This is a genomic window from Erwinia sp. GW821-FHT03D09, assembly GCF_059420805.1.
The window spans coordinates 123,630-136,440 of the sequence record NZ_JBWKUK010000004.1; the positions used below are offsets into that span (position 1 = coordinate 123,630).

At 52.1% G+C, this 12,811-nt stretch carries 13 protein-coding genes; 8 read left to right on the plus strand and 5 right to left on the minus strand.

Annotation, left to right across the window (positions count from 1 at the left end):
• Window positions 1-70: 70 nt before the first annotated feature.
• Both fadD and rnd read left to right on the plus strand, forming a co-directional pair.
• Complete coding sequence (fadD, locus tag AC07U6_RS05150) at window positions 71-1,759, plus strand: long-chain-fatty-acid--CoA ligase FadD (RefSeq protein ID WP_494762908.1); 1,689 nt, start codon at window positions 71-73, stop codon at window positions 1,757-1,759.
• Between the two features lie 170 nt (window positions 1,760-1,929).
• Window positions 1,930-3,039, plus strand: a complete 1,110-nt coding sequence (gene rnd, locus AC07U6_RS05155; RefSeq protein WP_494762907.1) for a ribonuclease D — start codon at window positions 1,930-1,932, stop codon at window positions 3,037-3,039.
• A gap of 55 nt (window positions 3,040-3,094) precedes the next feature.
• Here rnd and minE read toward each other — a convergent pair whose 3' ends face one another.
• From minE to minC, 3 genes are read right to left on the minus strand one after another with little or no spacing between them, the layout of a single operon-like run.
• Window positions 3,095-3,364, minus strand: a complete 270-nt coding sequence (gene minE / locus AC07U6_RS05160; RefSeq protein WP_494762906.1) for a cell division topological specificity factor MinE — start codon at window positions 3,362-3,364, stop codon at window positions 3,095-3,097.
• A gap of 3 nt (window positions 3,365-3,367) precedes the next feature.
• Window positions 3,368-4,180, minus strand: a complete 813-nt coding sequence (gene minD, locus AC07U6_RS05165) for a septum site-determining protein MinD (RefSeq protein ID WP_494762905.1) — start codon at window positions 4,178-4,180, stop codon at window positions 3,368-3,370.
• A 41-nt stretch (window positions 4,181-4,221) separates the two neighbouring features.
• A complete protein-coding gene (minC, locus tag AC07U6_RS05170) occupies window positions 4,222-4,941 on the minus strand; it encodes a septum site-determining protein MinC (RefSeq protein ID WP_494762904.1) in 720 nt (239 codons plus the stop codon).
• 157 nt (window positions 4,942-5,098) lie between these two features.
• Between minC and AC07U6_RS05175 the strand changes: the two genes are divergently transcribed.
• The 4 genes from AC07U6_RS05175 to ycgN all read left to right on the plus strand — a co-directional run bounded on the left by AC07U6_RS05175 (window position 5,099) and on the right by ycgN (window position 7,724).
• A complete protein-coding gene (locus AC07U6_RS05175) occupies window positions 5,099-5,374 on the plus strand; it encodes a YcgL domain-containing protein (RefSeq protein ID WP_105595260.1) in 276 nt (91 codons plus the stop codon).
• Window positions 5,375-5,456: 82 nt separating this feature from the next.
• Entirely contained in the window at window positions 5,457-6,494 is a 1,038-nt protein-coding gene (locus AC07U6_RS05180) for a lytic murein transglycosylase (protein ID WP_494762903.1), read from the plus strand.
• A 57-nt stretch (window positions 6,495-6,551) separates the two neighbouring features.
• A complete protein-coding gene (locus tag AC07U6_RS05185) occupies window positions 6,552-7,211 on the plus strand; it encodes a fumarylacetoacetate hydrolase family protein (RefSeq protein WP_494762902.1) in 660 nt (219 codons plus the stop codon).
• A 63-nt stretch (window positions 7,212-7,274) separates the two neighbouring features.
• Complete coding sequence (gene ycgN, locus AC07U6_RS05190; protein WP_494762901.1) at window positions 7,275-7,724, plus strand: cysteine cluster protein YcgN; 450 nt, start codon at window positions 7,275-7,277, stop codon at window positions 7,722-7,724.
• Window positions 7,725-7,779: 55 nt separating this feature from the next.
• On the opposite strand, the gene dsbB is transcribed toward ycgN, so the two are convergent.
• On the minus strand, window positions 7,780-8,310 hold the full coding sequence (gene dsbB / locus AC07U6_RS05195) for a disulfide bond formation protein DsbB (protein ID WP_494762900.1): 531 nt from the start codon (window positions 8,308-8,310) through the stop codon (window positions 7,780-7,782).
• Between the two features lie 311 nt (window positions 8,311-8,621).
• Here dsbB and fadR point away from each other — a divergent pair, with 311 nt between their 5' ends.
• Complete coding sequence (fadR, locus tag AC07U6_RS05200) at window positions 8,622-9,341, plus strand: fatty acid metabolism transcriptional regulator FadR (RefSeq protein ID WP_494762899.1); 720 nt, start codon at window positions 8,622-8,624, stop codon at window positions 9,339-9,341.
• 86 nt (window positions 9,342-9,427) lie between these two features.
• Here the strand turns inward: fadR and AC07U6_RS05205 are convergent, their stop codons facing one another.
• Window positions 9,428-10,966 carry a SpoVR family protein gene (locus tag AC07U6_RS05205; protein ID WP_494762898.1) on the minus strand — a complete coding sequence of 513 codons (1,539 nt, stop codon included), beginning with the start codon at window positions 10,964-10,966 and terminating at the stop codon, window positions 9,428-9,430.
• 524 nt (window positions 10,967-11,490) lie between these two features.
• Between AC07U6_RS05205 and AC07U6_RS05210 the strand changes: the two genes are divergently transcribed.
• A complete protein-coding gene (locus AC07U6_RS05210) occupies window positions 11,491-12,792 on the plus strand; it encodes a D-amino acid dehydrogenase (RefSeq protein ID WP_494762897.1) in 1,302 nt (433 codons plus the stop codon).
• The last annotated feature ends 19 nt before the right edge of the window (window positions 12,793-12,811 follow it).

Sequence of the window (12,811 nt, forward strand, 5' to 3'; positions counted from 1 at the left end):
TAAAATAATGTTAACAAAAATCGGAGGCTGAGCTGCGATGACTACTAATACTCATTTTCGAGGTGACTCCTTGCAAAAGGTCTGGCTTAACCGTTATCCGGCCGATGTTCCGGCAGAAATTAATGCGGACCGTTACCGCTCCCTCGTCGATCTGTTTGAACACGCGGTACTGCGTTATGCCGAACAGACGGCGTTCATCAATATGGGGCAGAGCCTGTCTTATCGACAGCTTGATATTCGCAGCCGGGCGTTTGCCGCCTATCTGCAACAGGAACTGGGGCTGAAAAAAGGCGACCGCGTGGCGCTGATGATGCCCAACCTGCTGCAATATCCCATCGCCCTGTTTGGCATACTGCGAGCGGGAATGACGGTGGTCAACGTGAACCCGCTTTATACTCCCCGAGAATTAGAACACCAGCTGAATGACAGCGGTGCCAGTGCCATCGTTATCGTCTCCAACTTTGCCCACACGCTGGAAAAAGTCGTCGCGAAAACGCAGGTTAAGCATGTGATCCTCACCCGGCTGGGCGACCAGCTGTCAACGGCGAAAGGTACGCTGGTCAACTTTGTTGTTAAGTACATCAAAAAGATGGTGCCCAAGTATCATCTGCCCGGGGCGATTTCATTCCAACAGGCACTGCAGCGCGGGGCGAGTCTGGATTATACCAAGCCGGACGTCATTAATGATGACCTGGCGTTTCTGCAGTACACCGGGGGGACCACCGGCGTGGCCAAGGGTGCGATGCTCACCCACCGCAATATGCAGGCCAACCTCGAACAGACCCGTGCCACCTACGGTTCTCTGTTGAAAGAAGGGCAGGAGACGGTGGTCACGGCACTGCCGCTGTACCATATTTTTGCGCTGACGGTTAACTGCCTGCTGTTTATCGATCTCGGCGGTGCCAACCTGCTGATCACCAACCCGCGTGATATTCCGGGCCTGGTTAAGGAGCTGGCAAAATACCCCTTCACCGCCATTACTGGCGTTAACACGCTGTTCAACGCGCTGCTGAACGATGAAGGCTTTAACATGCTGGATTTCTCCAGCCTCAGCCTTTCGGCAGGGGGCGGGATGGCGGTACAGAAGTCGGTTGCCGAGCGCTGGGAAAAACTGACCGGGCACTATCTGCTGGAAGGTTACGGTCTGACGGAGTGCTCTCCATTGGTTTCTGTCAATCCTTACGATATTCAGTGCCACAACGGCAGTATCGGCCTGCCGGTGCCATCGACCGATGTGAAGCTGGTTGACGACGAGGGTAATGAAGTTGCGCCGGGTGAACCGGGCGAGCTGTGCATTAAAGGACCGCAGGTGATGCAGGGCTACTGGCAGCGCCCTGACGCGACGGATGAAGTTTTAAAAAATGGATGGCTTCGCAGCGGCGATATTGTTACCGTTGATCATGAAGGCTTTCTTCGCATCGTTGACCGCAAAAAAGACATGATTCTGGTTTCCGGGTTTAATGTTTATCCTAATGAAATCGAAGATGTGCTGATGCTGCATCCGAAAGTGCGGGAAGCTGCCGCAATCGGTGTACCTAACGACGTAACCGGCGAGTCGGTGAAAATATGTGTGGTGAAGAAGGATGCTTCCCTGACCAAAGAAGAGCTGATTGCGCACTGCAAAAAGTACCTGACAGGATATAAAGTTCCGAAAATTGTGGAGTTTCGTGAAGAGCTGCCGAAGACCAACGTCGGAAAAATTCTGCGCCGGGAACTGCGCGATGAAGCGATTAATGCAGCACAAAAAACGGCAGTCTGAGGAAACGGCTGCGTGATATCGATACTCCGTTGCTATCCGGCCACTCGATGATTGGGCCATGATGGCGTGGACAAAAATGCCGGGATGCTCCCGGCATTCTTTTTTCTAATACCTCCACAGGCAGGCCGCGATGCTGTCTGCGACAAGAGACTGTTATTTTGAATTACACCATGATTACCAGCAATGAAGCGCTGGCCGAGATTTGCCAGCGCGCCCGTCAGGTTTCGGCACTGGCGCTGGATACCGAATTTGTTCGTACGCGCACCTACTATCCCCGACTGGGCCTGATTCAGCTGTTCGATGGTGAGACGATTTCGCTGATCGATCCGCTGACCATCGGAGACTGGAAACCGTTCCGAGAGCTGTTGCAGGATCGCGAAATCGTTAAGTTTCTGCACGCCGGGAGCGAAGACCTGGAAGTATTCCTGCATGAGTTTGGCGCGCTGCCTGACCCGATGATCGATACTCAGATCCTGGCTGCATTTTCCGGTCGTCCCCTTTCCTGCGGCTTTGCCACGATCGTGGAATCCTTTACCGGTATCGAACTGGATAAGAGCGAATCCCGTACCGACTGGATGGCGCGCCCGCTGACGGAAAAACAGTGCCAGTACGCCGCAGCTGACGTTTTCTATCTACTGCCCATCGCACACAAGCTGATGGCTGAAACGGAAACTGCCGGGCAGATGGCTGCTGCGCTGGATGAATGCCGTCTGCTTTGCCAGCGTCGTACCGCACAGCTTGACCCGCAGGATGCTTATCGTGAAATTACCAACGCCTGGCAGCTGCGTCCACGCCAGCTGGCCGCTTTACGTCTGATGGCCGCCTGGCGTCTGGAGACGGCACGCGAAAAGGATATGGCGGTAAATTTCGTGGTGCGTGAAGAAAATCTATGGAAAATTGCGCGCTATCTGCCGGGTTCCCTGGGAGAACTTGAACATCTTGGTGTGCCGGGGCAGGAGATCCGTTTCCACGGACGGGCGCTGTTGGCAATGGTCGCGAAAGCCGAAGCGATGGAAGAGAGTGAACTGCCGGAACCGGTTGCTAATCTGGTTGACCATCCGCGCTACAAGTCAGTTTTCAAAGCGATTAAAGCGCTGGTAGCCAGCGCGGCGGAACAGTATGGCGTCAGCCAGGAGCTGCTGGCTTCGCGCCGTCAGATTAATCAGCTGCTGAGCTGGTACTGGCAATTAAAACCGCGCGATCGTAAACCGGAACTGATCGATGGCTGGCGGGGTGCGCTGCTGGAGGCGGGGATTAACGAAATTCTTAACGCGGACTGATGGCAAACAATCTTCCCCTGCCTTTGCGCAGGGGAAGATTATGAGCAGGAAAGGATCATTTCTCGGCTTCTTCAGACTCAGGTAGCGTAACGTTCAGCTCCAGAATAGAAATATCACCTTCTTTTTGATCCAGTTTGACGCTGAGCATCTCCGGATCGATTTTTACGTATTTGCAGATGACTTCCAGAAGATCCTTTTTTAACTGAGGCAGATACTGGGGTTCACTGTCCCCCCTCCTGCGTTCTGCCACGATAATCTGCAGCCGCTCTTTGGCTATGTTAGCAGTGCTCTTTTTTCGGGATAAAAAGAAGTCGAGTAAGGCCATGGTTTATCCCCCAAACAGGCGTTTCAGGAATCCCTTCTTCTCTTCTTCAATGAAGCGGAAGGGGCGTTCTTCTCCAAGCAGGCGGTCAACGGTATCAGCATAGGCTTTGCCTGCATCGGATTCAGTATCCAGGATGACAGGTTCGCCCTGGTTTGAGGCGCGCAGTACGGACTGGTCCTCAGGGATCACCCCGACCAGCGGAATACGCAGAATTTCCAGCACGTCTTCCATGCTCAGCATATCGCCACGGCTCACGCGGCCTGGATTGTAGCGGGTCAGCAGTAAATGCTCTTTAATCGCATCCTGTGAATTTTCTGCCCGGCGAGATTTCGACGACAGAATACCGAGGATACGGTCGGAGTCACGCACGGAAGACACTTCCGGGTTGGTGGTAATCACCGCTTCATCAGCGAAATAAAGTGCCATCAGCGCGCCGGTTTCGATACCTGCCGGTGAATCACAAATGACAAAGTCAAACTCCATTACGGCAAGATCGTTCAGCACTTTTTCCACGCCTTCGCGGGTCAGTGCATCTTTGTCACGGGTTTGTGATGCGGGCAAAATAAACAAATTCTCAGTGCGCTTATCTTTGATTAACGCCTGATTCAGCGTGGCATCACCCTGGATCACGTTGACGAAGTCATAAACAACGCGGCGCTCACAGCCCATTATCAAATCGAGGTTACGCAGGCCGATATCAAAGTCGATAACAACCGTCTTTTTTCCTTTTTGCGCTAAACCGGTAGCGATGGCCGCGCTGGACGTGGTTTTACCAACGCCTCCTTTACCCGATGTAACAACAATTATGCGTGCCATATAGTAATTTCCTTAGAAAAGAAAGGGCTTGCGAGCATGGCTCAGTTCAATGTCTGGATGGTCAGCTCACCGTCTTTGAGACAAAGACGAGACGCTTTTCCGAAAAACTCGTTCGGTATCTGGTCCATAATCCAGTACACACCGCCTATGGAAACCAGCTCCGCTGATAAATTAGTGCAAAAAATCTGGCTGCCTTTATCGCCACCGGCTCCGGCGAGGGCACGGCCGCGCATCATGCCATAAATATGGATATTGCCATCCGCAATCAGTTCGGCACCCGCACTGACATTGTTGGTGACGATGAGATCGCAGTTTTTGGCATAGATTTGTTGCCCGGAGCGCACAGGCGCGGAAATCACTCGTGTTCTCTCGATGGAGGCTTCAACCGCTACGGCTGCAACTGCGGGTACGACAACCGGAACTTCGGGTTGCACATCGCCCGCGGGTTTTTTTTCTTTCCCTTCGGTTAATAATGGCAGCCCTGAACGTGAAATCGTGCGTTTTAACTGCTCGTCTTTACAGCCGCTGACGCCGACGATATGCAGGCCTGAACCCACAATGGCCTGCTGCATCTGCCGCCAGTTAACATCGCGGGTTAATGCTGAGACATTGACAACGACGGGCGCATTTCTCAGAAAGGCCGGAGCCTGGCTGACCTTTTCTGCCAGCGCCTTGCGGACGGTGGCAGGATCGGTATGGTGCAAATGTAGGACAGAAAGTGTAAAACTGCTGCCCTTTAACTCAATTGGCGATTGTGGCATCTGTCCCGTTCAGTCCTGTTATTTATCATCCCGTCTAAAATAGCCGCACATTGTGCTGGTTAATCAAATCAGGACAATATTCCGAAGTTCTGCAAACATGTTATAGTTACTGTAATATCGAGGCAAGCTACCTTCCGGGTTAATTCGAGTAAAAAATATGTTTTGTGTGATCTATCGAAGTACCAAACGCGACCAGACTTATCTTTATGTCGAAAAAAAAGACGATTTCTCCCGGGTGCCAGAAGCACTCATGAATGGCTTCGGCAAACCGCAGCTGGCGATGCTGCTGCCACTGGACGGCAGTAAGAAGCTGGTAGGCGCTGATATCGAGAAAGTTAAAGCCGCATTACGTGATGAAGGATTTTATTTACAAATGCCGCCGCCACCGGAAAGTCTGCTTAAGATGCATCTGGAAAACCATAAAAAAGTATAACTAGGAATCGTCTGTAAATATATCGCCAGCGTCAGGTTGAGCATTTAAATCCGGCGCGGGTGAGTGATTAAAGGATGCATGCATGAAATTGCCACTCCTTACCACGCTGTTAACTTTGTTCTCTATTTCGAGCAGTATGAGTATAAGTTATGCTGCAATCCCACCCGGCGCATTATCTTCTACGGGCAATACTCCGCTGTCACAGAAGGGGCGCGATCCCGCACAGTTCCCCAGTTATGTTGAACAGCTTAAAGCCTCCGCTCGCCAGCAGGGTTTTAGCCCGGCGACAATCGATACTGCCTTTACCGGAATCCATTTTGTTGACCGCGCGATAAAATCCGACCGCAACCAGCTTGAACATAAAGTAACGCTTAACGATTACCTCAGCCGCGTACTGACCCTGGGCAAAATTGAAAAGGGGCGTGACAAGCTCACCGAGTACCGCACGCAGCTCGATAACGTTGCGGCAGGATCTGGCGTTTCGCCTTCGTTTATCGTGTCGCTGTGGGCGATGGAGAGTCAGTTCGGCACCATTCAGGGCAAAGAGGACGTGATTTCCGCACTCGCGACATTAGCCTTTGAGGGACGTCGTGAAGCGTTTTTCACAAAAGAGCTGATGGCCGCGCTGAAAATCATTCAGCAGCAGGGCATGACAGCAGATGAGCTGAAGGGATCGTGGGCGGGTGCGATGGGGCAAAGCCAGTTTATGCCCAGTTCGTTCCTGAACTACGGTAAGGACGGCGACGGCGACGGTAAAATCGATATCTGGAGTAATGTTGACGACGTGTTCGCCTCCATCGCTAACTATCTGCAGAAAGAAGGCTGGAAAGCCGGGCAGGGATGGGGAACGGAAGTCACACTGCCGCAGGGATTTGATACCGAATTAAGCGGTCTGAAAAACGTGCAGGCGAAAACGCCACTACAGTGGCAGCAGCTTGGTGTAACCATCAAAACGGCATCGCAGGGAAATGCACCTGGACGCGCGTGGATCATCACGCCTGAAGATGGTGACGGTCGTTCATTTATGGTTTATGACAATTTCCGTACGCTAATGCACTGGAATCGATCTTATTATTTTGCCATTAGTATTGGCATGATGGCCGATGCGATCGCACAGTAAAACGGAGTGTTCTCGGTTTATAGTCGAGGCTGCCGTACAACAAACTAGGGGAAAAACATGTATCAGCATCACAACTGGCAAGGCGCATTGTTAGATCTTCCGGTCAATAAAGTGGTTTGCGTTGGCAGTAACTACGCCAAACATATAAAAGAGATGGGCAGCGCGACACCGACCGAACCTGTACTGTTTATCAAGCCGGAAACTGCGCTGTGTGATATTCGTCAGCCGCTATCCATCCCGCAGGGTCTCGGGGCCGTACATCATGAAGTGGAACTGGCGGTACTGATTGGTGCCACGTTAAAGCATGCCAGTGAAGAGCATGTGGCTCAGGCGATTGCAGGCTACGGCGTAGCGCTGGATTTAACACTGCGTGATGTGCAGGCGGGCTGTAAGAAAGCCGGTCAGCCGTGGGAGAAGGCGAAAGGATTTGATAACTCCTGCCCAATCTCCGGTTTCATCCCGCGTAGCGAGTTTACTGCCGATCCGCAAAACGTTGAGCTCAAGCTGATCGTCAACGGTGAAGTTCGCCAGCACGGCAGTACCGCCGATATGATCCACCAAATCCTGCCGCTGATTGCCTATATGAGCAAGTTTTTCACCCTGCGCGCCGGCGATGTGATCCTGACCGGTACGCCAGAAGGCGTGGGCCCCATAGTCTCTGGCGATAAACTGGAACTGTCGCTCGGCGGCCACGGTATTGCTACCCGGGTACTGTAAAACTTGCATACTCAGCCCAAACCCTTTATAAGGTGCGGGTTTTTACTTTTACCGGACACCGACATGACTGAGAACCCTTTCTGGCAGCAAAAAACGCTGGAGCAGATGAGCGATGAGGAATGGGAATCCCTGTGCGATGGCTGTGGTCAGTGCTGCCTGAACAAGCTGCAGGATGCCGACACGGATGAGATTTACTTTACCAATGTCGCCTGTAACCAGCTGAATATCAAAACCTGCCAGTGCCGCAACTATGAGCACCGTTTTGAGCTGGAAGAGGATTGCATCAAACTGACGCGCGAAAATCTGCCAACCTTTTCGTGGCTGCCGCCAAGCTGTGCCTATCGCGTGCTGGCCGAAGGCAAAACGCTGCCGGTCTGGCATCCTTTACGGAAGGGTTCACGTGCGGCGATGCATGCGGCAAGGATCTCAGTGCGTCATATTGCCGTACATGAAAGTGAAGTGGTGGACTGGGAAGAGCACATCATCAATCGTCCACGTGGGTACGGGAACTGAGCGTCAGTCATTCGTATAAAGAGAATAAGGCCAGCATAGTTGCTGGCCTTATCATTTAGCGCGAGAACAAATCGCGTTTTTTCGGTTTAAATGCCTGGGCAATCAGCACCAGGACGGCCACTAACAAATAGGCAGCAAAAATGCCTACCAGCCACTGCGGCATACTCATATTCAGCAACGTCCATGAACGTTCCGCACAGTCGCCGCCGGCAACGAATACCGAAGGCAGCCATTTATCCAGCGGCAGCCAGGACGGGAAACGCGCCGCAAAGTCGCAGGTCACGAAGGGTGACGGATGCAACTGTAGCATGGTGTGTTCCCAGGCCAGACGTACACCTTCCCACGCACTGTAAAGCCAGATCAAAATAGCCACCCAGCGCAGCGGTGTTTTTGGCGCGATAGCGCCTACGATCCCAGCGCCCATAATGCCAAACAGCGCGCAACGTTCGTAAATGCACATTACGCAGGGTTTAAGCAACATCACATGCTGAAAATAGAGCGCCGTCAATTCGAGGGCAAAAGCAGTAAACGCCATTAACAGCCAGGCACCACGGCCATAAGAACAGCGATTCAGGTATCTCAACATAAGTCTATCCGTGTAGTAAGCGTTGATTCGGCAGTGTAAACCAAATGCCGCCGTATTCCAGCCTCGGGACAAGAAAAATTTAGGCAATAAAATGACTTGAATTAAAACTGGTACGAAAAAAGACGCTGACGAAGACGCGTGTTCAATTCGAAGGGTGAAAAGAAAAAAACGCCGGAAAAAGGCCAGGATAAAGCTTATTTTTTTGCTGGGGATCGACATTTTACTCTTGCCATAAGCTATGTGAAGCCTGGGGCCTCTGGTATGATGAGATCAATTTTTGCAGTTATGAACGCAATGGAAACAAAAAGCTTATGGTCATCAAGGCACAGAGCCCTGCGGGTTTCGCGGAAGAATATATAATAGAAAGTATCTGGAATAACCGTTTTCCCCCTGGCTCGATACTGCCTGCTGAACGTGAACTCTCCGAGTTAATTGGCGTTACGCGCACCACGCTTCGCGAAGTATTACAGCGTCTGGCGCGCGATGGCTGGCTGACTATCCAGCACGGTAAACCCACGCGAGTGAATAACTTCTGGGAAACCTCGGGTCTGAGCATTCTCGAAACGCTCGCCAGGCTTGATCATGACAGTGTGCCCCAGCTGATTGATAACCTGCTTTCCGTCCGTACCGATATCTCCTCAATTTTTATTCGACGGGCGATTCGCAGTTACCCGGAAAAGGCGAAAGAAGTGCTGGAAACTGCCCGTGATATTGACGACCACGCGGAAGCCTACACCGAGCTGGATTACAGTATTTTCCGCGGTCTTGCTTTTGCTTCCGGCAATCCGATTTACGGTTTAATACTGAACGGGCTGAGAGGGCTATACACCCGTGTTGGCCGCCACTATTTCTCCAACCCTGAAGCTCGCCGCGTGGCGCAGGATTTTTATCAGCACCTGCTGCATATCTGCCATTCTCACGAGCACGAACAGATCGCCGATATCGTGCGTGACTATGGTCGCCGCAGCGGTGAAATCTGGCATGCTATGCATGTCAGTATGCCAACGGATCTGCCGCCGCCGCGCCGCTGACGGTCAGATCAATGTAAAACGCCCCCGAATGAAATCAATTCTTCGGGGGGCGTTTTTAGTTGAGCACACGTCAGGAAAACATGTCGTCAGAGTGGAGTACTCGGCCGCGGCGGGCAGCGGTCAAGAATTTCGGTGCTGCCATCTTCATTCTGCTGTTCAAGCGTAACGTCAAAGCCCCAAAGCCGATGAACGTGCTTAAGAACTTCGCGGCGGCTTTTATCCAGAGGTGCGCGATTCTGCGGCACGTAACGCAGCGTCAGCGAACGGTCACCGCGCAGGTCTACATCGTAAACCTGAATGTTAGGCTCCAGATTGCTCAGATTGTACTGCGCGGAAAGCTGCTGCCGAATGGCCCGATAGCCTGCCTCATCATGAATTGCTGCAATCTCCAGATAGTTGTTGCGATCGTCATCGAGTACGGTGAACAGGCGGAAATCACGCATCACCTTCGGTGACAGGAACTGGCTGATAAAGCTCTCGTCCTTAAATTCACGCATGGCAAAATGCAGAGTTTCCAGCCAGTCTTTACCGGCAATATCCGGGAACCAGTAGCGGTCCTCTTCGGTCGGATGCTGGCAGATGCGCTGAATATCCTGGAACATGGCAAAGCCTAGTGCATAAGGGTTAATACCGTTGTACCACTGGCTGTTATATGGCGGTTGGTACACCACGTTAGTATGGCTGTGCAGAAACTCCAGCATAAAGCGCTCAGAGACTTTTCCTTCGTCATACAGATGATTCAGGATGGTGTAGTGCCAGAATGTCGCCCAGCCTTCGTTCATCACCTGAGTTTGTTTTTGCGGATAAAAGTACTGGCTAACCTTTCTGACGATACGCAGGCATTCTCGCTGCCAGGGCTCCAGCAACGGCGCATTTTTCTCCATAAAGTACAGCAGATTTTCCTGCGGCTCAGACGGATAGCGTGCGGCTGAATACTGTATTTCCTCGCGCTCACGGCGCGGCAGGGTACGCCACAGCATATTGACCTGGCTTTGCAGATACTCCTCGCGGCTCTTCTGTCGTGCTTTCTCTTCCTGTAGCGAAATCTTTTGCGGTCGTTTGTAACGATCAACGCCGTAGTTCATCAGCGCATGGCAGGAGTCCAGCAGCCGCTCAACCTGCTCAAGACCGTAGCGTTCTTCACATTCACTGATGTAGTTACGGGCGAAAATCAGATAATCAACGATGGAACTGGCGTCGGTCCAGCTGCGGAACAGATAGTTATTTTTAAAGAAAGAGTTGTGCCCATAGCAGGCGTGCGCCATCACCAGCGCCTGCATGGTCATGGTGTTCTCTTCCATCAGGTAGGCGATACAGGGGTTGGAGTTGATGACAATTTCGTAGGCCAGGCCCTGCTGACCGTGCTTGTAGCGCTGTTCGGTTTCGATAAATTTTTTGCCGAACGACCAGTGCGCGTAGTTGATTGGCATCCCCACGCTGGAGTAGGCATCCATCATCTGCTCTGAGGTGATGACCTCAATCTGATGAGGGTAGGTATCCAGCCGGTAGGATTTGGCAACACGATCGATCTCTTTCAAATACACATCAAGCAGGTCGAACGTCCAGTCTGGTCCATCATTGAGTCGTTTGCTGTCCATAATTGGAACGTCAAAGATCGTTGTCATAGCGCACCCCTTTTTATAAAACCGGTTTCTGGCGATACAGCACGTAGCGACAAAATGTCCGTTTTCATGTCAACTCATCCCCGCATTTGTGCCGCGTTGATAAGCCTGGAATAAAAGCCAATATCTCAATGATAGTTCACTGTCTCTTATCCCTCCCGGGAAAACAAATGAAATCTTCGACAGAAAATAGAGCCTGATTTAAAAAAAGATATTTCCATGATGGGAAATGTCCAAAAGTAACGATTTTTCAGGATTAAATTCTGTTTATAACCAAAAGATATGATGTAAAAGGTTTGTGCTGTCAACAGGCGTTTTATTCCAAAAAAGGTTTTTAAGATGCTATAATTATAAAAAATGAAGAATTTTTAACTGTATTCGTAGTGATATCTTGTTTTTATTCGCTGGTTGGGTGAAAAATATGTGAAATTTGTCAGCGGGGCGTGAGTGCTTTTCCTGGTGGTTTACTCGGCAATAAAAGCTATCACGTAGTGTAATGTTCTTTTGAAATCCAGGCGGGGTTCAGTATGCGTGTTGTCATTCTCGGTAGTGGGGTGGTCGGCGTGGCCAGTGCGTGGTACCTGGCGAAGGCGGGCCACGAGGTTACGGTTATCGATCGCCAGCCCGATGCGGCGCTGGAAACCAGTGCCGGCAACGCCGGGCAAATATCTCCGGGCTATGCCGCACCGTGGGCAGCGCCGGGCGTGCCGCTGAAAGCGGTTAAATGGATGTTTCAGCGTCATGCGCCGCTGGCGATTCGCCTTGACGGCAGCCGCTTCCAGCTCGAGTGGATGTGGCAGATGCTGCGCAACTGCGACATGCGCCATTACCAGCAGAATAAAAGCCGTATGGTTCGCCTGTCCGAATACAGCCGTGACTGCCTGAAAGCGCTGCGTCAGGACACCGGTATCGCTTACGAAGGCCGTCAGGGTGGCACGCTACAGCTGTTTCGCACTGCGCAGCAGTATGAAAGCGCGGCTAAAGATATTGCCGTGCTGAAAGAAGCGGGCGTGCCCTATGAACTGCTGGAAGCGGCCGATCTGGCGCGCGTTGAGCCTGCACTGGCCACCACGCAGCATAAACTCACCGGGGGGCTGCGCCTGCCGAATGATGAAACCGGTGACTGTCAGCTGTTTACTCAGCGCCTTGCCAGAATGGCGGCAGAAGCAGGGGTGAACTTCCGCTTCAACATGCAGGTGGATGCGTTGCTGCAGGAAGGGAACCAGATCCGCGGCGTGAAGTGCGGAGATGAGGTGATTACTGCCGATGCCTACGTGGTGGCTTTCGGTTCATTCTCCACCGCGCTGCTGCACGATATCGTCAAAATCCCGGTCTATCCGCTGAAAGGCTATTCGCTGACCGTACCCATTATCGATGAGAGCGCCGCGCCGGTTTCTACCGTGCTGGATGAAACGTATAAGGTGGCGATCACACGGTTTGATAATCGTATCCGCGTCGGCGGAATGGCGGAAATTGTTGGCTATAATACAAAATTATTACCGGCACGCCGCGGTACGCTGGAAATGGTGGTGCGCGATCTCTTCCCGCACGGTGGTGATGTTGCCGAGGCAACATTCTGGAGCGGGCTGCGCCCGATGACTCCGGACGGCACACCGATCGTGGGTCGTACCCCATTGAAAAACCTGTATCTTAATACCGGTCATGGTACTCTGGGCTGGACGATGGCCTGCGGCTCCGGCCAGCTTCTGGCGGATATTATTACGGGTAAAACGCCGGCAATTATGGCGGAAGATCTGTCGGTAATGCGCTATTTACCGGGCTATACGCCGACACCGGCCCGATCATTGCACGGTGCGAGTATCCATTAACTTACCGTATTGAAAGTAC